Here is a 19,304-nt window from a genome sequence, read left to right as displayed (position 1 = left end):
AAGTCTTAGCCGCGGATGTCGTCGAACAGCACAGTGGAGATGTAACGCTCTCCAAAGTCACAGACGACGGCAACGATCAGCTTGCCTGCATTCTCGGGACGCTTGGCCAGCTCAAGGGCCGCCCAAACGATGGCGCCGGAGGAAATGCCGCCGAGGATGCCTTCGCGGGCACCGAGTTCACGGGCAACGCGGACTGAATCTTCCAGCGTGGCATCCAGGACTTCGTCGTAAACGTTGGTGTCTAGGATTTCCGGAACAAAGTTGGCGCCGATTCCCTGGATCTTGTGGGGGCCCGGGGCTCCACCGTTGAGGATTGCGGAGTCCTTGGGCTCGACAGCTACGATCTGCACGCCCGGCTTGCGTTCCTTGAGGACCTGGCCAACGCCGGTGATGGTGCCGCCGGTACCCACGCCTGCAACAAAGATGTCGACTTCGCCGTCGGTGTCATCCCAGACTTCCTCGGCAGTAGTGGCGCGGTGGATCGCAGGGTTGGCCTCATTGGCGAACTGCTGGGCCCAGATGGAGTTCTCAGTGTTGGCGACGATTTCCTGGGCCTTCTCGACGGCACCGCGCATGCCTTCGGAACCGGGCGTCAGGACAATCTCGGCACCGTAAGCGCGCAACATGACGCGACGTTCGGTGGACATGGTCTCAGGCATCGTCAGGATGACCTTGTAGCCGCGGGCTGCGCCCACCAGTGCCAAGGCGATGCCTGTGTTGCCGGAGGTACCTTCGACGATGGTTCCGCCCGGCTGCAAAGCGCCGGACTTCTCAGCGGCATCGATGATCGCCACGCCGATGCGGTCTTTTACGCTGTTGGCCGGGTTGTAGAACTCGAGCTTGACTGCAACGGTGGCGTCGAGGCCTTCTGTCAGCCGGTTCAAACGAACCAGTGGAGTGCGGCCAACCAGCTGCGTGACGTCGTCGTAGATCCTTGCCATGAAAATTACGCCTATCTCTGAAGAGGGAATGCTGAGGTCAGCCTAACCAGCCGGATCGAAACCCTGCTAAGCAGTAAGCCATGCAGAGTAATATTTCCGGGCCTTGGCCAGTTTCGGATTAATGATCACCTGGCAATACCCCTGGTAGGGGAACTTGGCATAGTAATTCTGGTGTACTTCCTCGGCCTCATGGAACTCCGGAAGGCGGCTGACCTCGGTCACAATCGGATCGGACCACAGGGCCTGGGCGCGTTCGATGGCTTCCTCGAACAGCACTTTTTCATCCGTGGTTGTATAAAACATCGATGACCGGTACTGGGTGCCGACGTCGTAACCCTGCCGGTTCAAGGTAGTGGGGTCGTGAAGGGCGAAGAACATGTCCAGGATGACCGTCTCCGGTACAACGGTTTCGTCGAAGGTCACGGCAACGACTTCCGCATGACCTGTGGTTCCTGAGCAGACGTCGTAGTAATCAGGATTGCGGACGTGGCCGCCGGTGTAGCCGGAGACTACGGAGCTGACGCCGCGGGTTTTCTGGTAAACGGCGTCCAGGCACCAGAAGCAGCCACCGCCAAGTACGAAAGTTTTCATGTTCTCTTCAATGGATCGGAGGGCTTGATGATTCCCGCTTCACCTTACGGGAGAATTACGGGGACTGGCATGTGCAGAATCAGCCTGATCCAGCGCCGTAGGGAAGAATAAGGATATGGAAGCAGTAAACACTGACATTTCTGATGCGGATTCCGTCGAAGAGGACGAAACAGTTGAAGCCGGCGGCGATCCAACGCTGGGTCAGGTGTTGTTGGCTGTCGAGGAACTCTGGCCGGAGTCCTTGGCCGAGGACTGGGACGAAGTTGGCCTTGTTGTCGGTAGGCCCAATGCTCCGATCACCAAGGTGCTCTTTGCCGTAGATCCCACGTTGGCCGTGATTGACGAAGCCATTGAGTGGGGCGCTGAACTCCTGATTACCCACCATCCTTTGCTCCTCAAAGGCGTGAATTCCGTCGCCGCGACGTCGGCCAAGGGCCTTGCCGTCCACCGTTTGATTGAGTCTGGTACTGGCCTCCTGACCGTTCACACCAACGGCGACTCAGCCGTCGGAGGAGTGTCCGACGTTCTCGCCGACGCCTTCGGCTTGGACAACGTGGTTCCCCTCACTGCTGCAGCCAACGGCTTGCCGGAAGAGGGCATCGGCCGGGTCGGTGACCTACCTGACCTGGTCACGCTCGGTGATTTCGCGGCGCGCGTCTTTGAAATGTTGCCCGCGGTGGCCGGTGGAGTCCGTGTGGCCGGCGACAAAGATGGATTGGTGCGGCGCGTCGCCGTCTGTGGTGGTGCCGGAGATAGCTTGTTCGACGCCGTCCGGGCCAGCCATGCCGATGTGTACGTCACAGCAGACATGCGCCACCATCCGGCATCCGAAGCCCGCGAAGGTGCAAGCAACGGCCGGCCTTACCTGATTGACGTTTCACATTTTGCCAGCGAATGGTTGTGGCTGCCTGCCGCCTCCGAAGCACTGGGCAACGTGCTTGCGGACCAAGGCTACGACGTCGAAATCCGTGTCAGCAGCACCAACAGTGATCCTTGGGACTTCATACTCACTCCCGGCGGGGACTAGAGTCTAGAAGGACATGGACAGCCTCAACAGATAGAGGCCGTCCGGCCGTGACTGATACCCGGTTCCGGCGGCGACAAGCGGAGGTAAGCGTGGCGAAAGCAGCACCGGCAGAACAATTGAAATTGCTTGAACTGCAGGGGCTGGACGCCAAGCTGAAGTCGTTGGCAGGCCGCCGGAAGGTTTTGGAAACGGACCCCCGCATCACGGACCTCACAGATGCCCTTAGCGTCGCCAATGGTGAGCTGGGAGCCGCCAAGGTCGCAGTACACGATGCCGAGTCCGAACTTCGCCGGGCGGAAGCTGACGTGGAGCAGGTTGCCACCCGCATTGAACGCGACGAGACCAGGCTCAACAGCGGCACCGGCCTGTCCAAGGACCTGGTGGCGTTGCAGAATGACATTGCATCGCTCAACAAACGCCGCTCGGACCTTGAGGATGTTGAGCTCGAAATCCTGGAGCGACTGGACACGCTGCGTGAGCGGCAAGCAGCCCAGCAGGCGATCGTTGACGATATCCAAGGCTCCTTCGGCAGCATCCGTGCCGAACTCGATGAAGCCATTGCTGAAATCGCGGCTGAAGAAACCGTGGTTCGTGGACAGCGGGCAGCGTTCGCCGATTCCCTGGACGGGGGAGTGCTCGCCGTCTACGAGAAGACCATCGCCAAGCGTGGCGTCGGTGCCGCCCGGCTGTTCCATGGGAAGTCCGAGGGGTCGGGCATGATGCTCAGCCCTGGCGACTTGGCCGAAGTCAAGGCCGCTGCTGAAGACGACATCGTCTTCTGCCCGGATTCCGGTGTCATCCTGGTCCGTTCGGCCGAGTGGAACTGACCGGCCCCTACATCAGCTGGACAGGATGATGTTGAGCGCGTGCGGCTTCCGGGCCGTGCCCTCAACAAGCTCCGCAGTCCAGACTTCGCCGGCGGCCTTCAGGAGCTGATCCGGAGTTGCAGGAGCTTTGCCGCGCCTTGTCAGCAAGTGCCGCGCCAGCTCGCCACGCGTGTGCTTGGCGAAGTGGCTCACAACGGTCCGTTCGCCGTTTGCTTCATTGAACACATTGACGTTGACGGTCTGCGCCGTAGGGGGAGCCCATGCTGCGGCGTAGGTGCTGGAGCGGCAATCCACCAGGAGATGGCCCTCGGCACGTGAGGCGAGGGCTGCGCTAAGTTGCGGCTTCCAATAGGAGGCGAGGCGTCCGACGTCGGGCAGCGCAGTTCCCATGGACAGCCGGTAGGCGGGTACATGGTCACCAAAGCCGATGGCGCCCCAGAGGGCGGAGACCACAAGGATCGACTCGGTCGCCTTACGGCGCTGTGTTGGCGTCATGGTGTTGTAGCCCAGGGCATCGTAGAGAACCCCGGAATAGACCTGGTGTGCCGGCGCTGCCGGTTCCGCATGGAGTCGGGTATTGCGTTCGACGTCGTCGCGCAGCGATGCACCGACGCCCAGCAACGCGAGTGCGTCCTCGTGCGCGCTCACGCTACCCAAAGCTTCCAGTACCTTTGCCCGATATGGATTCAGTTCCGGAAAGCTGAGCGACTCCCAATCGATGGCGGGACCTTTGGGAGCGGGGGTCTTGCCTTCGGAAGGCGGCAGCAGAATCAGCACCAGTCGATATTACCGGGGACTTTGGCCGGTCCCAACGCCGGTAGACTGGACGGCGGATGGGTCGACCAGGCGGTCGCGCGTCACGAAAGTGGCTCGAGGAACGTCCGGGCTCCGCAGGGCAGGGTGGTGGGTAACGCCCACTCGGGGTAACCCGCAGGCCAGTGCCACAGAGAACAGACCGCCTGCGCCGCATGGTGTTTGCATCACGCGGCAGCAGGTAAGGGTGAAACGGTGGTGTAAGAGACCACCAGCTCCCTGGGTGACCGGGGAGGCTAGGTAAACCCCACCCGGAGCAAGGCCAGACAGGACACGCTTGAGGGCTGCTCGCCCGAGTGTCCGGGTAGGCTGCTGGAGGGCGTCGGCAACGGCGTTCGTAGATGGATGGCCGCCACTCCTCTGCCGGTAACGGCAGGGGATGACAGAACCCGGCGTATCGGTCGACCCATCCATTTATGACTGCTGCAAAACCGGCGTGTGAGTGATTTCACGCCTTCGGGCGGCCTATGCTCCTTCCTTCCGCCTTAGAATGGTTACTGAACGTAGATGTTCTGCCGCCGGGACTGCGTTCGCAGCCGGCGGATTTTTCTTTGCTCTCGTTCAAGGCGCTGTGGGTGGACCGAAGCCCGCTGGCGCATGTGCCGCAGGACTACTCCGGGCGGCCGCTGCCATCTGCATACGAGGACGTATGTGGTTGACCCAAGGAAGGTAGTTCTGTGAGCCAGACGTCAGATTCTTGTCTTGATAAGTGGATGGGCCGGGAGGCTCTCGCCGAGGCCATGATTCCGGTGATCGGCCGGTTGTACCGGGAAAACAACGTGGTCACCAGCATCCACGGCCGCAGCCTGATCAACAAGTCCACCATGAACATCCTTAAGGCGCACCGCTTTGCCCGCCGGATGAGCAACCACGAGCTCCTGCTCGAAGAGACCGCACCCCTGCTGAACGCCCTGTCGGAGCTGGAACTCGGCGCAGCAGCCATTGATATTGCACGCTTGACCGAGAAGTTCCGGGCTGAAGGCAATGGCGCCTCCTTGGATGAGTACCTGCGAGCAGAGCTCGCTGAGATCGTGGGAAAGCGCGGCGCTGACGACCGCACCAGCACCGACGTCGTTCTTTACGGCTTTGGCCGCATCGGTCGTCTCCTGGCCCGCATCCTCATTGAGAAGGCCGGCGGTGGCCACGGCCTGCGACTCCGCGCCATCGTGGTGCGCAAGGGCGCTGAGAACGATCTTGTGAAGCGTGCCAGCCTGCTGCGCCGCGACTCCGTGCATGGTTCCTTCGAGGGCACCATCCGCGTGGACGAGGAAGCCAACACCATCACCGCCAACGGCGTGCAGGTCCAGGTCATCTACTCGGACAACCCCGCCACGGTGGACTACACGGCCTACGGCATCAAGGATGCCCTGGTCGTAGACAACACAGGCCGCTGGCGCGATGCCGAAGGCCTCTCCCAGCACCTGCAGAGCAAGGGCGCTGCCCGCGTCCTGCTCACCGCGCCGGGCAAGGGCGACCTCAAGAACATCGTTCACGGCATCAACCACAAGGACATCGCGGATGAGGACAAGATCGTCACCGCCGCGTCCTGCACCACCAATGCCATCACACCCGTGTTGAAGGCCATCAACGACAAGTTCGGCATCATCCACGGCCATGTTGAAACGGTGCACTCGTTCACGAACGACCAGAACCTGATCGACAACTTCCACAAGGGCGATCGCCGCGGCCGCTCCGCAGCGTTGAATATGGTCATCACCGAGACAGGCGCCGCAAAGGCTGTAGCCAAGGCGCTCCCGGAACTGCAGGGCAAGCTGACCGGCAACGCCATCCGCGTTCCGACGCCGGATGTTTCCATGGCCATCCTGAACCTCAACCTTGAAAAGGGCACTACCCGGGATGAGGTCAACGACTTCCTCCGCGAAATGTCCCTGCACTCGGATCTTCGCAAGCAGATCGACTACATCGATTCTCCCGATGTTGTTTCCACGGACTTCGTTGGCTCACGCCGTGCGGGCATTGTTGATGGCCTCGCCACGATCTCCAATGACAAGAACCTCGTACTGTACGTCTGGTACGACAACGAGTTCGGTTACTCCTGCCAGGTAGTCCGCGTCATGGAGGAAATGGCCGGCGTCAACCCGCCGTCGTTCCCGGCCCGGGACGTCGTGGCTCCTATCGCAGTGCTTGAAACGGCCGGAGCCTAGGCACCCGGAAGTATTCTCGGGTTTCCCGGCTGTGTCACTGGTATCAGCCGGGAAACCTGACCAAAATGGGTTCATGGAAAATGAATCAACGCTTGAACACGAGACCACGCTGGAACACGCGCTGGACGTGGCCCGCGCCAATCATAAGCAAGCTCAAAAGCTCTTGGATCAAGCCGTTGCGGCCAACTCCGCTGGCGACGTCACTGACCAACGGGTGGAGCAACTGCGGGGGCTCCTCGCGGTAGCAGCGGAGGACCTCCAGCGCGTGATGCGCGAGCAATAACCTCACAGATTGACCTTCTCCATGGTGTGACTTCTCCTCCACACTGTGGATACCGGCTCTGACTGTCGGGGCCTTGTCCTACGCTCGTAGGACAAGCCTGCCCCCACTGGATGGAGTCCCTTGAGCATCACCTGGTCTGCCTATAAACGCGCTCGGCGCAGATCCCGACAAGCATGGACAATTCTTGGCCTGGCCGCCGCAACCCTCGTGGCTGGGCTTTCGTGGTTTTTCACCACAGGCCAATTCACTGCTGCCGATTCGTGGGTCGTGGGACCAAGCGAAGCCCCGGTTTTCGACCCTGCCTGGATGAAGCCGCTCCGCGGCGCTGCTCCCGTTGCTGCCGAAAAAGCGGCCGAGGCCTTGGATAGGCTGCAGGTAAAGGGCAGGGCTGCGAAAACGGACTATGACAGGGCTGCCTTCGGGCAGGCCTGGGCCGATGCCGACAGGAACGGGTGCGATACCCGGAACGATATCCTGCGTCGGGATCTCAAAGCCGTCGAGTTCACGGAAGGCTCATCGTGCAAGGTAGCAGGCGGCAGCCTTCACGAACCCTACACCGGAGCGCAGGTATCCTTCCGGAGAGGCCAGGACACCAGCTCAGCCGTTCAAATCGATCACGTGGTTGCCTTGGCAGACGCATGGCAGAAAGGTGCACAGCAGCTTACTGTCCAGCAGCGGCAGATGTTCGCAAACGATCCCCTGAACCTGATCGCCGCTGATGGCCCCGCGAACGTTAAAAAGGGCGCAGGAGACGCCGCGACCTGGCTGCCGGCTAATAAGAACTTCCGGTGCCACTATGTCGCCCGGCAGATTTCGGTGAAGGCTGCCTACAAGCTGTGGGTGACACCAGCAGAGAAGGACGCCATGAAGGGCGTCCTGTCCTCCTGCCCGGAGCAGCAGACCATCTACAGTGCCAGGTGACCGTGCCCCAATTGCCAGGTGCCGCCGTCGTCGATCCTCTCCAAGACCACACGCTGGAGTGAGGTGTCCCGGGGGAGCCTGTCCAAGTCCTGTAGCCCGCGTTGCCGGAACGTGAAGTACACGGCATCTGTTGGGGCGTCCGTGCAGCGATCCAGCGTGAAGCGCCGGGCAAAGGACGCAATATTGCTGTCCGGGAGCCGGTCCGCGAGGTAGGGATCCAGCATCCATGAATCACAGGTGGCAACAGCTGCTGGTTTATCCGGGAAATAGCGGGCGAAGAACAGGCGGGCCTCGGCCAGGCTGGCATCCACCAAGGCGGGGGAGAGCCCGCCATCTTCGGGAATATGAACGCCGAGTACCCAGCGCTGGTCCTCCGCTGGAGTACCGGCTTGAGCGGTTTCCTCCGGGCCGCGGACCAGATGGAACTGCAACCGGCCCAGCCTGAACAGATTCCCTGCCATGTGTAGGGTCAGCCAACCCCAGGTATCAAGGCCAAAACGTCCGTGGACCCGGCGGTTGATCCGGAGCTGCAGGCCCATGTCGGCCAAGGACGCCGCGGATACCTCCGGACTGATTCCACGTTCCAGATGGTGGGAGTAAACGGCTGGGGCGAAGCGGAGCAGTGCTTCGATCCATACGGTCTCGCTGGCGTTGTCTTCCCTAATGCTCTCCAGCGGAAAGGTTCCGAGGCGTTGCTGCAGGGCTGCCATGGACCGCAGCACGGATTCATCGGGCGGCGTAGCCAGAAGGCGGGCGCATTCATCCGCATCGGCGCCAGTGATGTCCAAGAGCCCGAAAAGTTCGCTGTGCGTGTTGGCGGACATGCTTAGTGTCCGAAAGGATCGGGGTCGACGCCGGGCATCCACGTCAGGCCGGGCACACCCCAACCGTTTTTCTTGGCTTGCTTGAGTGCCTTCTTTGAATACCTGTCCACGAGCCGGTTGACGTAAAGCTTGCCATCCAGGTGGTCGAACTCATGCTGCAGGATCCTGGCGAACCAACCGGTCGCTTCAAAGTCCACTGGGTTGCCATTGCCATCGAAGCCTTGAACCCGGGTCCATTCAGCCCGCTGCAAGGGGTAGTACTCGCCAGGGAAGGAAAGGCACCCTTCCACATGCTCGTCAGGGTCCGGGAGTGCTCCTGAGACTTTGGAGAGAGTCAGGATCGGGTTGACCACGACACCCTGCTCCGGGACGTCGTCATCATTGGCGTACTTGTAGACGAAGAGCCGCTTGCCCACACCGATCTGGGGGGCGGCGAGCCCCACCCCGTTCGCGGCCTCGTTGGTCTCGAACATATCCGCGATCAGGGTGCGGAGTTCGTCGTCGAAAGCCTCGACTTCACTTGCCCGACGGTGCAAAACAGGTTCGCCCCAAATGGTGACTGGCAGGACGGTCATGTCAGTTCTTCCTTTGTCGATCGCTGAAGTCCGGAGCGGCGTTGGTCCGCATTCGGGTTAAAAGCAAAGGCCGCACCGGGTAACCGGTGCGGCCTTTGTGGAAACCGGCTCTGGAGCCAATCTCGGTGGGGTGAGCTACGGGGGTTGAACCCGCGACCTCCTGGACCACAACCAGGCGCTCTGCCAACTGAGCTAAGCCCACCATGTGCCTTTTGGGGCTGAACCGTTTGACCGGCTTTCCTTCAAGGCAACGACAAATAGCTTACCTGCTGTTTTGGGGTGCAAAGTCCACTTTTGCCGGTTTTGGCGAAAAAACCTTGAAAAATGGTGCAGATCACACCTTTTCGTTGGATCCCAAGGTCTCGGCGGTGGCAATGATGTCCTTGGAAATGCGCTGTGCTGTTGCGGTGTCCGGCCCGGGGGCGGCAACGAAGACAGCTTCCCGGTAGTAGCGAAGTTCGTCGATCGAGTCCTTGATGTCGCCCAGGGCGCGGTGGCCGCCGTGCTTGGCCGGCGACTGGAAGTAGGCGCGCGGGAACCAGCGGCGTGAGAGTTCCTTGATGGTGCTGACGTCTATCACGCGGTAGTGGAGGTGCTCGACGATGTTGGGCATGTCCCTGGCAAGGAACATCCGGTCCGTTCCCACTGAGTTGCCGCCCAGGGGGGCCTTGCGGGGATCCGGCACCCACTTCTCGATGTACTCAAGGACCTGGGCTTCTGCCTCGGCCATGGTCTTCCCTTGGGGAAGTTCGTCAAGGAGCTTGGAGCGTGTATGCATGTCCCGCACAAAGTCGTTCATTTGTTCCAGTGCGGCATCGTCCGGCTTGATGACGACGTCGACTCCGTCACCCAGGATGTTGAGCTCGGAATCCGTCACCAGCGCCGCAACCTCGATGAGGGCGTCGTTCTTGAGGTCCAAGCCGGTCATTTCGCAGTCGATCCACACGATGCGTTCATTAGTAATAGGCACGCGCCCAGCCTATCCTTCAGGCGCTTCCAAGTACTCCGATGGTACGATTTTTGAGCGCGGCAGTGTCGTTTCTTCCTGCTGCGGAAAGCCCCAAAGACGCTGAATTTGTCCCGAACACACCCGGGCGAACGATTGGATGACGACCACATGACGGTGCCAGTACCCGCCGCCCAGAAGGCAGGGACAGCAGCGCCGACGGCGGATGCTGCAGCCAGCGAGGTAGATAACGCACGTTCGCCATTGATCGCCGGTTTTATCGGATCAATGTTCATGATGTTCGGCTCTTTGGGTGTCGGCTGGCTCGCCCCGGTTTCCGAACTTCGGCGGCTGCCCCTCTTTATCTGGATGCGTACCGAAGGCGTTGGCGTGGCAGTGTCGATTGTCCTGCTGGCCGTAGGAGGCATGCTGCTCGTCCGGGCCTGGCTCCGTCTAGGCCAGCGTGTCCGGGTGTGGGGACTGGAAGCACGCAAGGCAACGCTTCAGGCGGTGGTGGCTTGGGGGCTGCCCATGATGTTCACGGTTCCCCTCTTCAGCAGGGATGTTTACGCCTACATCGGTCAGGGCCGATTAATGGTCGAAGGCATCAATCCCTATGAGAACGGGATCTCTGCACTTCCCAACTACTTCCAACTGGGCGCAGACAAGATGTGGACCGAAGCGCCGGTGCCCTACGGTCAGCTGTTCCTGTGGATTGAGCAGTTCGTCGTCTGGGTCACGAACGTTCAACCCGAAGCAAGCATCATGCTTTTCCGGCTGGTAGCCCTCGTGGGCATTGTTCTCTGCATCATCTACGTGCCGAAGCTGGCGGAACTTCACGGAGTCAATCCGCACCGGGCCCTATGGCTGACAGCTGCAAACCCGCTCTTCCTGACCAACTTCATTGCCAGCGTCCACAATGACGCACTCATGATCGGGCTGGCCCTTGCAGGCTTGTACTACTGTGCAACGAGGCGTGTGATCCTGGGAATTGTGTTGGTGACCCTGTCCATCTCCGTCAAGCCCATCACTGTCGTTTTCCTTCCGTTCATCGGACTCTTGTGGGCAGGCAAGGGAGCTTCCTGGCCCCGGAAGTTCATCTTCTGGTTCCTGACGGCCGGGCTGAGTTTTGGACTGCTGTATGCCATGGGTATGGTCAATGGCTTCGGGTTCGGTTGGATCAACGGCCTGTCCGCCCCCGGGAGTGTGTGGATCTGGTACGCACCCATCGGCCTGATCGGCCTGGTTGTGGCCTCCATTTTCAATGTCTTTGGCCTGGACGGCTGGGGCATGGCCAAGTGGGTTTACGACGCCGGTAAGGTCCTCATGGTGGGTGCCATCGCCTGGCAGGTCTTCCGGGGCGATTACGACCGCCTGATGCGCCGCCTCACCCTGGCGTTTGCGGCCATTGTCCTGCTGGCGCCGATGATCCAGTCCTGGTACGTGGTGTGGCTGATACCGCTCTTTGCGGTGACAGGCATCCGCAATGACTGGCAAGTCAAGGCCGTCTACTTCGTCGTCTCTTTCTTCATGGTCTACGCGATCTCGGACCAGCTGGATGTCTTCCCCTACCTTCAGAGTGAAGACCTGGGCCTCGCGCTCACACTGGCCCGGAATGCGGCCGCGATCATCGCCCTGCTCTTCGCCGTGTACCTGATCTTCGTCGATCCCAAGACCAAGAGCTTGTTCCGCAAGCGAGACGAACCCGGCCTTCGCCCCATCATCTGAGCTGCATCAGGGGGACGATAACAATCGTGTCGCCTCACGTGTGGACAACGGACTAAGCGCTGTCGCATTGTCGGCAGCATAAGAACGGACCCATTCAGGGTCTGCCTTGCTGAATTCGCGCAGCGCCCAACCGATGGCCTTGCGGATGAAGAATTCCTTATCCGACAGGTTGGGCTTGATGACAGCTGCCAGCAAACTGTGGTCGGTCATGGACTTAGCACCAAGCTGGGCAGTGATGGCAGCCCGCCGGACCCACATGTCGTTGTCCTCGGCCCACTGAAGCAGCAGGGGGGTCATGATGGTCCTGTGCGCAAGCAGCAGCGCACAGATCCGGTGGGAGACACCGTCAACCAGGTCCCACCACGCGCCCGTGCGGATAATTTCCTCGTAAACGGGCAGCATGTCCAGATCCTCCTTGACCAACCGCAAGCCCGTCAGGTCAATGGCTGCGTATCGCTCCTCCCGTGCCTCTGCCTGTCGCCATAGCTCGAGGACGGCATACCGCAATTCCTCCGGAGATGAAACCGGGAACTCTTTTGCTGCGGCTTTGACGATTCTGCGCACCTCCGGAACCCGGACACCGAGTGAAGGCATCTCGGACTTCATGTAGGCCTGGGCGCCCTTGGCCCTTTCAGCGTCCCCCGCCGAGCGGAGCGTGGAACGGATTGACTGCACGAGATCCTGGGGCATGCCACAACTTTAGGGCCGCTGCTTGGCAGCTGGGATACAGGAGTCGCCGAAACGCCCTCCCACGCGTCGATGGGGCGTCGTAGAGTGGGCAGGGTGGCGGCATTTCCTTGCGCCAGCTCAACGCCGCCCCTGAACGCGAGTCCAACGGAGGACCCCTGATGTCAATGCTGAAATCCCCGGCTCAAATTGCAATCATGCGGGAGGCCGGCCGGGTGGTGGCCAACGCACTGGAAGCCGTCAAGGAACGCGCTGCTGTGGGCGTCTCGCTGAAAGAGCTGGACGACGTCGCAGCGGCAGTGATTTCCGACGCCGGTGCAAAGCCCGCCTTCCTTGACTATCACCCGCGCTGGGCGGCCGTGCCGTTTCCAGGCGTGATCTGTACCAGCGTCAACGATGCCGTGGTGCACGGAATCCCGAACGGGTACGTCCTTGAAGACGGCGACCTCCTCAGCGTTGACTGTGGCGCCTTCCTGGAAGGCTGGTGCGGCGACGCGGCCATCAGCTTCGTTGTGGGGGAGGGCGATGCGTTGGACCTGGAACTCATCGCCGCGACGGAAGCCGCGTTGGCCCGGGGGATCGAGGCTGCGCGTACGGGCAACAAAATGGGTGACCTCGCCTACGCTATCGGCGGTGAGGCGAAACGTACTGGCTACGGTTTGCTGGCCGACCATGGCGGGCACGGCATTGGCAGGACCATGCACGCAGAACCACCTGTCCCCAACATCGGACGGCCAGGGCGGGGTATGAAACTCGAAGAGGGTTTGGTCATCGCCATAGAACCCATGTTGATTCTTGGCGGCAAAGACGACTACTACCACGATGAGGACGAGTGGACCCTTCGTTCGGCGAACGGGCGCAGGGCTGCCCACAGCGAGCACACCGTTGCGATCACGGCAGAAGGTCCCATGGTTCTGACGTTGCCCTAGTCGGGAGTGTGACCCTTCTTGAGCTGCACCACTGGCCGGCCTGGAACGGACTCGGACACCGGGCTGAATCCGGCAGCAACGAAAAGGGAAAGAGTGCCGTGAAAAAGATCCGATGCCGTTGCCCTGGTCCTCAATTCTGTATCGACGGGGTAGGCCTCGATGACTTCCGCGCCGTGGTTGAAGGCGTGGCTTACGGCTGCTGCCAACAAGGCTGAGGACACTCCCGTACGCCGATGGCCCGGCGCGACGACGAAACAACCAACCGCCCAAAGGCCGTGGTCGCCCGGGCACTCCTGACGTTCTGTCCCGAGGACACGTGACCGCTTCAGCCGCGGGTAACGTGCCCGGGGTTCCACGGCGCACCAGCCAACTGGATGACCATCCCTGAACGCCAGGACGCCCGGCGCAGGACCTGCATGGAAGGCCGATTTCAGTAATTCCTTGCGATGATCCGGAGTCGTGGTTGTCCACTCCTTGCCGGAAAGGGCGAACCAGCGGCACCAACACCGTGATGGCTCGCCCTTGGTTCCGAACAATTCCTCAACAGCTGCCCATGAGGCAGGAGCGGTATCAAGCGTGGAGGCTGCATCGTACTGTGCCATGGACCCACAATAGGCCTCACACGCAGGGCTGGTCCTGCGTGTCCGGAGAACCTGGCTCAGGGTTCAAACGCCGGCACCCACCAGTTCTCCCGTTGTGGTGTTCACCATCAACGGGCCATTACCCTCAGGATCATCCACCCCGGATGCTACAGACTGGTCTTCCGGGGGAGCTTGCTCCTCGTCGTCGGCATCCCATTCGCTGCTGCCACCAGGATTGCCGGGCGCCTCATGGGCCGGAGCCGCATCTCCGGAGACAGAGTCGGCAGGAGCCGAGGCGGCGTTCATACGGGTGAAGTTGGCTGACCCCCACATGAGGTCATGGCCGACGGATTCGGCATCGATTTCCGCTACGTGATAAACGCGGCCTTCATGCTCCCACTGCCGCAATCTGAGCTTTCCGGCGACCAGGACGCGCTGTCCCTTTTTCACGCTGCATCCCACGTGCCCAGCAAGGTAGCGGAACGACTGCACCGTATACCAATTGGTGTTGCCATCCACCCAGGTGTTGGTGGCGCGGTCATAGCGGCGCTCCGTGGTTCCCAAGCGAAAGGAAGCTGTGGCCGTACCCCGCGTAGTTGTGGAACTCTTGACCTCCGAGGCCACGAAGCCCCGGACGGTGATCATGTCATTCATTGTGGTCCTTCTCGATGTAGGGAAGTGCCTGTCCGGCTCCTTCAGCTTCATCCAGCGGAGACAGGGAAGGGAGTGTCGCATCCGGCTATGTGAATAAAACCCGGCTAATGGCCGCTGTGGAGGAGTAGAGAGAACCGGCGGGGGGATGGCAAGCATCCGGCGCGCGGCACTGTAAACTCTTTGTGGCGCCAGCGACCCACGTCGGTGATGGCGCCAGTGCGCCCCAGTAGCTCAGGGGATAGAGCAGCGGCCTTCTAATCCGCCGGTCGGGGGTTCGATTCCCTCCTGGGGCACAGAATCCCCCGGAACTTTCAATAAGTTCCGGGGGATTCCTCATTTTCAGAGTCCTGACTCAACACTTACTCAACACTTTGGAACGACACCTATAGGAGGCCGCCATGAAGACCGGACTCACGGGCTTCACGAGCAATCACCCTGTCCGCGTACTCCCGCAGCAGCACCCAAATGTCAGCCTCCCGGTCAGCCACGCGGTCACGGATCTCCCGGACCAGCGACGTCGGAGTCTTCGGATTCGAAACCACGCGCCCAAGAATCTGAGCATTGTCGAAAGTGGCCGCCCACGCCAAGTGCTCGACGGTCACGCTCTGGCGGCCCAGTACGCCCAGGACGACCTCCAAGTGAGCATCCGGGGTCATGAGTGCTTGGAGGACTTCTGGCCTCACAGTGGCGCGGGACAGGACCGCAGAAGCTGCCTTCCAGTCTCCGGCCAGTGCGTTAGCTTCGAACTTGGCTGCGTCGTATCCTGTCATTCACTCATCATCCCAAGCCATAGGATTGTCCGGTGGATGTTACCTTGACCATTGAAGACGCAAACGGCGAACGGGGCAGTGTGTCCGCCGCAGGCAGGGACTATGCAGCTGCTTATGAAGCAGCACGGGAGCTGATCCCCGAAGGCTGCAAAGCAATCGTCATCAGGACCAAGGAGAGCTCATGATTTCATTGCCAGAAGACGAGCTTCCGGAGTTTGTTCTGACAGACGAAGAGCTTTCCTATTACGTCAAAGAGGTGACCCTGCAAGCGCGAAGCGTCAGGCTAGCCGGATATCAATACAAAACCGAACTCGAAGCTGCCAGGAGTGCCGAGAACATCATCGTAGCGGCCCAGTCGGTCATCAACGCGGCTATGGCTATCAACAGGCTGCTGTGGCCAGGCGGCATCTCGAAGCGTGCAAACGCCAAACAGAAGCTTCGCCATGCATGGTCTGTTCAACGTTCGGAGCAGTTGCGTGAAGTCCTCGGCAACCCTGACAAAGACACTTCACCCTTGGGAGACCGCGACGTTCGCAACGCCTTTGAGCACTTCGAAGAGTATCTTGACCAATTCCTCATGGAAGTTCGGGCAGGAACCAAACCCACCATCGCAGGGGACATGAACGTAGGTCCTCGGAGTGGTATGAGGAATGGCAGGGACCCAGTGCCTCAGCTTAGGTTCGTGGACAACCAGACGAACGAAGTGTCCGTACTTGACCGGTCCCTAGCCCTGCAACCATTGTTTGACGCAGTCGATGACGCGGACATCCGCGCCAAACGCTGGCTAACCCAGCTCCAACGAAAATCCTTGAGTCATTTCGCGGCGGCCGCCTTGGAGGACTCCGCACGCCGAAGGGATACGCTCACCCCGTTGGAGATTCCGGATCCAGTCCGGTACCAGAGGCGGGCTTTCTGAGGGGACCGGTTCATGCGTGCTTCGCCGCGCCTGTGATCGCGTCACGCATTTGCTCGTAGACCGGTTTGACGTAGTGGTACGGCGCCAAGCCCCACTGGTGCTTAACTGACGCCATAACAGTGTCCTGTCCGATGGAGAGCACAGTGACGCCCAGACTGCGCAGGTGCTCGTAGTAGCGGCGGTACAAGTCGTTGTAGGCTGCAGACGTCTTGCCCCGGTACATCAGTGGAGCTTGGCCGTCATCAGCCTTCTCTGACCACTCAGGCCCCAGCACTAGGACAGGTTTCCCCGTGCTCTTGAGTTTTGCGATTACGGTCTTGGCTGACTTCGCCCAGAGATTGAAATGCTCATCTGTACCGAAGGGGATGTGCTTCAGTTCCCTGTCCTGTTGTTGGAGGAGCTTGCTTTCCTCTAACTCCCAGGAGTGGCTGACATACGTGCCATCTTCGATTTCGTAGACGCCCAGACGCTCGTCCACGAGGTCAATTACGAAGACGTCGGTTTCATCCTTGGCTTCATCTACGGCGGAGAACAGAGAGGACCGGATGTCATTCCGTAGGCACTCGTTTTGGAACTTGGAAGTCAGGGCGCTCTCGCCGCGGAGAACGCCCCTGGGGGAGGCTGCGCTAATCATGCTCTGCCTGGCCACGTACTTGGTGATTTCCCACCCTTCGCCAAGGTAGGGACGCGTATCGCGGGATACGCAACTTCCGTAGATGAAGACTGCAGGCACAACAAACCCCAATGTTTTCGGACATAGACTGCCCAAAGTTTAGCAACGCTCTGACGGTGTCTTGGCCGCATTATGAAGTTGCGGCACGCGTGGGTGATAATACGTGAACCATCAACACAATATTGGGGGAAAAGTGGCGGCAAGTAGTGACGGCATCATCGGACATCTAGCTTTCGATGACCAGGACCTCGCATTCCACCCTCCCACTGAAGTAACGGAACGCGCAAATATGCCACGGTTCACCCCTGCCGAGATCGCTGAAGCCAACGCATTCGCCCGAGACATCGGAGCTATGGCATGCCCCGACTGCCTGGCAGCCGTTTACGTCAGCGCGACCGGAGAACCGGACCACTACTGCATCGACCCGAACAGCGACGAGGTCAACGAGCGTGAACCGGGAATCATGCAGCGTTAGACGCCAAAAGACCCCCACCCGGTGAAGGTTGGGGGTCTTCTCTTACGTCAGGCGCGGTGGGCTGGCCCGCCTTCCTCAACCACTTCGCTGGGGATGGCGTTCTGTTTAGCCTGGACGCCTGCCTTCTCAACTTGCTCGGCGATCCAGCGGAGCACGGTGGTGTAAGCGAGTTGCTGGATTGCGTAGAAGGCTAGGAAGGCATTCAGCCAATCCTCCGGGGTGACAAGCTGCGTCTGGCCCTTGGCCCACAGATATGCGGCTGCGATGGCGACGGCCACCACGATGGGAACGCTTATCTTGGTGATCTTGCGCCAGCTGTCGTTCTTGTAGAACGCGATGGCGACCGGGCTGATGATCGAGAGCGCCGCGGCCAAGGCGGTAATCAAGGCGTGAGTTTCGGTCATGGGTTAGCCTTCCTGGCTCAGGGTGACGGTCGTGGTGGCGATGGCTTCGAGGCCGGCCAGCGCTTCTGCTGCACCTTCCTTCGCGGCCGCCTTCATGGCTTCCACGTCCACAGGCTCGCCCCGGCCGAGGTTGCCCAACGCGTAGAGGATTGCCTTCTGGCCGCCCTGAAGTTCTGCGATCATCTGCGGGATGGGTCCAGCAAGGCGTTCCCCTTCCTCGCCGGGGAGTAGAAGCTTTGTAACCCCATCCAGGCGGCGCTGGCTCTCTTCGATGACCAACATGAACCCGGGATGCCAATTGCCCTGATCGTCCTTCCAGCCGTTGTAGGCCAGATCCTGGACGTATCCCTTCACTACTTCTGCACCTGACATGTCCAGGTCTCCTTCTGATGTTGTGGTGGAGCTTGAGAGATTGATATTGGATCCGCCGACGACGGCCACGCCTTCGATGTCTTCGGACCAGCCCAAGTACGTGGGCCCGAGCGCCCGGTAGTAGGACAGGAGGTGGTCAAGGTTCGGGTGGTGGTGCGCGGTGTTGCTGGGGTCGCTGGTGGAGAATACGGAGCCGTCTGGGGCCATAAGTGCGACGTGGCCCAGTGGCTCCTTCGCGAGGTGGAACCAGACCGGGACCCAGCCCCCGGCCGGGAAGCTGCGGTCCTGGTGCTTGTACTTGGCCGCGTTCCACCCCGCGGTGGCGCTGGGATAAAGGCCATTGAGCCCGAATGCCTGACGGACGTACATCAAGCACCAGCCCGGATAGCACTTGATGTTTGGGTTCGGGGTGATCAACTGCTTTGTCATGCCGAGCCTCCTTTGGGCGGGTCGTTTTCAAGGTGCGGCCACGGTCGTAGTTCTTGTTGGGTCATGCCGTGCTCTGTGCAGTCACGTCGGAGCTGTGATGCGTATTCCTCGGTAAGGCGCCGATTTCGGGCTTCACGGTCAGCTCTCGCTTGTTCACGGTCAGCGCGGGACCGTTCCTTCTCGGCGTCGGCCCATGCCTCGTTCCGCTGGTCCTTGAGAGTGGTGTTGCGGATCCGCTCCCGCCCGGCTGATCCGTTGAAGAACTTGATCAGACCGTTGACGAGAGCGAGCAACGCACCGGATGTGCCAATCGTGGTGACAACCGTGATTAGCAGTTGAGTGGAATCCATAGCGGCCTACTTTTCGGGGTCGTAGGCGTGATGCCGGATTTTCACTAGACGGGCAGCGAAGGCGAGTATCGAGAACACAATGAAGCAGAGAGAGGCGGCACGGACGCTCATCTGCGTCACCGGCAGGGAAGCAAGAACGCTTCCGTAGACGGCGATGGCAGTCATGCAGCAGAACGTTGCTGCCCGCTCCAGCCACCAGATCCCCGGGAGGACGGAGACCGAACCGAGCACCCCGCCAACAAGAAGCAAGACCCCCCACCACACCATCAGTGGGTTGCCCAGACTGGACTGCACCGTACGGGGCGGGTCCGTGGCAACAAACATTCCCAACAGCCCGATGGCCACGTAGGCGAAGAAGTAGATCACGGAGAGCGCCCGCGGCTCCTGAATCTTCAACCAAAGACTCAGGAGCCGACACTTGAT

25 protein-coding genes, 2 tRNA genes and 1 other RNA gene are annotated in these 19,304 nt (G+C 60.6%); 12 read left to right on the top strand and 16 right to left on the bottom strand.

Annotated elements, in window-relative coordinates; translation table 11 throughout:
* Positions 1–5: 5 nt before the first annotated feature.
* Both cysK and msrA read right to left on the bottom strand, forming a co-directional pair.
* The gene (gene cysK, locus J3D46_RS18415; RefSeq protein WP_231342759.1) at positions 6–941 is read right to left on the bottom strand and encodes a cysteine synthase A; all 936 of its coding nucleotides are present in this window, start codon (positions 939–941) and stop codon (positions 6–8) included.
* Between the two features lie 66 nt (positions 942–1,007).
* The gene (msrA, locus tag J3D46_RS18410; protein WP_231342758.1) at positions 1,008–1,532 is read right to left on the bottom strand and encodes a peptide-methionine (S)-S-oxide reductase MsrA; all 525 of its coding nucleotides are present in this window, start codon (positions 1,530–1,532) and stop codon (positions 1,008–1,010) included.
* 115 nt (positions 1,533–1,647) lie between these two features.
* On the opposite strand from msrA, the gene J3D46_RS18405 reads away from it, so the two are divergent.
* The gene (locus J3D46_RS18405) at positions 1,648–2,559 is read left to right on the top strand and encodes a Nif3-like dinuclear metal center hexameric protein (RefSeq protein WP_231342751.1); all 912 of its coding nucleotides are present in this window, start codon (positions 1,648–1,650) and stop codon (positions 2,557–2,559) included.
* Positions 2,560–2,648: 89 nt separating this feature from the next.
* On the top strand, positions 2,649–3,386 hold the full coding sequence (locus J3D46_RS18400; RefSeq protein WP_253468417.1) for a zinc ribbon domain-containing protein: 738 nt from the start codon (positions 2,649–2,651) through the stop codon (positions 3,384–3,386).
* 12 nt (positions 3,387–3,398) lie between these two features.
* Here the strand turns inward: J3D46_RS18400 and J3D46_RS18395 are convergent, their stop codons facing one another.
* Positions 3,399–4,163 carry a YaaA family protein gene (locus J3D46_RS18395; protein WP_231342745.1) on the bottom strand — a complete coding sequence of 255 codons (765 nt, stop codon included), beginning with the start codon at positions 4,161–4,163 and terminating at the stop codon, positions 3,399–3,401.
* Between the two features lie 57 nt (positions 4,164–4,220).
* On the opposite strand from J3D46_RS18395, the gene rnpB reads away from it, so the two are divergent.
* The 4 genes from rnpB to J3D46_RS18375 all read left to right on the top strand — a co-directional run bounded on the left by rnpB (position 4,221) and on the right by J3D46_RS18375 (position 7,568).
* Positions 4,221–4,612, top strand: an RNA gene (gene rnpB / locus J3D46_RS18390) — RNase P RNA component class A.
* Between the two features lie 264 nt (positions 4,613–4,876).
* Positions 4,877–6,364 (top strand): glyceraldehyde-3-phosphate dehydrogenase, encoded by a 1,488-nt coding sequence (locus tag J3D46_RS18385; protein ID WP_308292031.1) that lies wholly within the window; start codon positions 4,877–4,879, stop codon positions 6,362–6,364.
* 73 nt (positions 6,365–6,437) lie between these two features.
* The gene (locus J3D46_RS18380; RefSeq protein ID WP_159708846.1) at positions 6,438–6,647 is read left to right on the top strand and encodes a hypothetical protein; all 210 of its coding nucleotides are present in this window, start codon (positions 6,438–6,440) and stop codon (positions 6,645–6,647) included.
* A 120-nt stretch (positions 6,648–6,767) separates the two neighbouring features.
* Positions 6,768–7,568: an HNH endonuclease family protein gene (locus tag J3D46_RS18375; protein WP_253468415.1), complete on the top strand. Its 801-nt coding sequence runs from the start codon at positions 6,768–6,770 to the stop codon at positions 7,566–7,568.
* Here J3D46_RS18375 and J3D46_RS18370 read toward each other — a convergent pair.
* The 4 genes from J3D46_RS18370 to orn form a co-directional block, all read right to left on the bottom strand.
* Positions 7,553–8,392, bottom strand: coding sequence for an acyltransferase domain-containing protein (locus J3D46_RS18370; RefSeq protein WP_253468413.1), 840 nt, complete (start codon positions 8,390–8,392; stop codon positions 7,553–7,555). The two genes, J3D46_RS18375 and J3D46_RS18370, sit on opposite strands and share 16 nt — an antisense overlap.
* Before the next feature lie 2 nt (positions 8,393–8,394).
* Positions 8,395–8,967: a peptide deformylase gene (def, locus tag J3D46_RS18365; RefSeq protein WP_231342737.1), complete on the bottom strand. Its 573-nt coding sequence runs from the start codon at positions 8,965–8,967 to the stop codon at positions 8,395–8,397.
* Between the two features lie 126 nt (positions 8,968–9,093).
* A tRNA-His gene (locus tag J3D46_RS18360) sits at positions 9,094–9,169 on the bottom strand.
* A 132-nt stretch (positions 9,170–9,301) separates the two neighbouring features.
* Positions 9,302–9,937, bottom strand: coding sequence for an oligoribonuclease (gene orn / locus J3D46_RS18355; RefSeq protein ID WP_308102757.1), 636 nt, complete (start codon positions 9,935–9,937; stop codon positions 9,302–9,304).
* Between the two features lie 147 nt (positions 9,938–10,084).
* On the opposite strand from orn, the gene mptB reads away from it, so the two are divergent.
* The gene (mptB, locus tag J3D46_RS18350) at positions 10,085–11,641 is read left to right on the top strand and encodes a polyprenol phosphomannose-dependent alpha 1,6 mannosyltransferase MptB (protein WP_231343375.1); all 1,557 of its coding nucleotides are present in this window, start codon (positions 10,085–10,087) and stop codon (positions 11,639–11,641) included.
* Positions 11,642–11,647: 6 nt separating this feature from the next.
* Here the strand turns inward: mptB and J3D46_RS18345 are convergent, their stop codons facing one another.
* On the bottom strand, positions 11,648–12,331 hold the full coding sequence (locus tag J3D46_RS18345) for a DNA alkylation repair protein (protein WP_231343373.1): 684 nt from the start codon (positions 12,329–12,331) through the stop codon (positions 11,648–11,650).
* Positions 12,332–12,489: 158 nt separating this feature from the next.
* Here J3D46_RS18345 and map point away from each other — a divergent pair, with 158 nt between their 5' ends.
* Positions 12,490–13,257 carry a type I methionyl aminopeptidase gene (map, locus tag J3D46_RS18340; RefSeq protein WP_231343371.1) on the top strand — a complete coding sequence of 256 codons (768 nt, stop codon included), beginning with the start codon at positions 12,490–12,492 and terminating at the stop codon, positions 13,255–13,257.
* On the opposite strand, the gene J3D46_RS18335 is transcribed toward map, so the two are convergent.
* Complete coding sequence (locus J3D46_RS18335; protein ID WP_231343370.1) at positions 13,254–13,859, bottom strand: GNAT family N-acetyltransferase; 606 nt, start codon at positions 13,857–13,859, stop codon at positions 13,254–13,256. The two genes, map and J3D46_RS18335, sit on opposite strands and share 4 nt — an antisense overlap.
* Positions 13,860–13,922: 63 nt before the next feature.
* Positions 13,923–14,492, bottom strand: a complete 570-nt coding sequence (gene ssb, locus J3D46_RS18330; RefSeq protein WP_231343369.1) for a single-stranded DNA-binding protein — start codon at positions 14,490–14,492, stop codon at positions 13,923–13,925.
* A gap of 220 nt (positions 14,493–14,712) precedes the next feature.
* Between ssb and J3D46_RS18325 the strand changes: the two genes are divergently transcribed.
* A tRNA-Arg gene (locus J3D46_RS18325) sits at positions 14,713–14,785 on the top strand.
* A gap of 90 nt (positions 14,786–14,875) precedes the next feature.
* Here the strand turns inward: J3D46_RS18325 and J3D46_RS18320 are convergent.
* The gene (locus J3D46_RS18320) at positions 14,876–15,262 is read right to left on the bottom strand and encodes a hypothetical protein (protein WP_253468411.1); all 387 of its coding nucleotides are present in this window, start codon (positions 15,260–15,262) and stop codon (positions 14,876–14,878) included.
* Positions 15,263–15,294: 32 nt separating this feature from the next.
* On the opposite strand from J3D46_RS18320, the gene J3D46_RS18315 reads away from it, so the two are divergent.
* On the top strand, positions 15,295–15,447 hold the full coding sequence (locus J3D46_RS18315; protein ID WP_253468409.1) for a hypothetical protein: 153 nt from the start codon (positions 15,295–15,297) through the stop codon (positions 15,445–15,447).
* Positions 15,444–16,178, top strand: a complete 735-nt coding sequence (locus tag J3D46_RS18310) for a hypothetical protein (protein ID WP_253468408.1) — start codon at positions 15,444–15,446, stop codon at positions 16,176–16,178. Before J3D46_RS18315 ends, J3D46_RS18310 begins: the two co-directional genes overlap by 4 nt.
* A gap of 10 nt (positions 16,179–16,188) precedes the next feature.
* Here J3D46_RS18310 and J3D46_RS18305 read toward each other — a convergent pair whose 3' ends face one another.
* Positions 16,189–16,911, bottom strand: coding sequence for a DUF6270 domain-containing protein (locus J3D46_RS18305; RefSeq protein WP_253468406.1), 723 nt, complete (start codon positions 16,909–16,911; stop codon positions 16,189–16,191).
* A 133-nt stretch (positions 16,912–17,044) separates the two neighbouring features.
* Here J3D46_RS18305 and J3D46_RS18300 point away from each other — a divergent pair, with 133 nt between their 5' ends.
* Positions 17,045–17,326 (top strand): hypothetical protein, encoded by a 282-nt coding sequence (locus J3D46_RS18300; protein ID WP_253468405.1) that lies wholly within the window; start codon positions 17,045–17,047, stop codon positions 17,324–17,326.
* A 47-nt stretch (positions 17,327–17,373) separates the two neighbouring features.
* On the opposite strand, the gene J3D46_RS18295 is transcribed toward J3D46_RS18300, so the two are convergent.
* From J3D46_RS18295 to J3D46_RS18280, 4 genes are read right to left on the bottom strand one after another with little or no spacing between them, the layout of a single operon-like run.
* Positions 17,374–17,730 (bottom strand): hypothetical protein, encoded by a 357-nt coding sequence (locus tag J3D46_RS18295; protein ID WP_253468404.1) that lies wholly within the window; start codon positions 17,728–17,730, stop codon positions 17,374–17,376.
* Between the two features lie 3 nt (positions 17,731–17,733).
* Complete coding sequence (locus J3D46_RS18290) at positions 17,734–18,531, bottom strand: hypothetical protein (protein ID WP_253468403.1); 798 nt, start codon at positions 18,529–18,531, stop codon at positions 17,734–17,736.
* Positions 18,528–18,881, bottom strand: a complete 354-nt coding sequence (locus tag J3D46_RS18285) for a hypothetical protein (protein ID WP_253468402.1) — start codon at positions 18,879–18,881, stop codon at positions 18,528–18,530. Before J3D46_RS18285 ends, J3D46_RS18290 begins: the two co-directional genes overlap by 4 nt.
* Positions 18,882–18,887: 6 nt before the next feature.
* Positions 18,888–19,277 (bottom strand): hypothetical protein, encoded by a 390-nt coding sequence (locus J3D46_RS18280; protein WP_253468401.1) that lies wholly within the window; start codon positions 19,275–19,277, stop codon positions 18,888–18,890.
* Positions 19,278–19,304 lie beyond the last annotated feature (27 nt).

Source organism: Paenarthrobacter sp. A20, from assembly GCF_024168825.1.
Classification (GTDB): domain Bacteria; phylum Actinomycetota; class Actinomycetes; order Actinomycetales; family Micrococcaceae; genus Arthrobacter.
The sequence above is the reverse complement of the archived record's forward strand: the minus strand, read 5'-3'. Positions and strand labels throughout refer to the sequence as shown.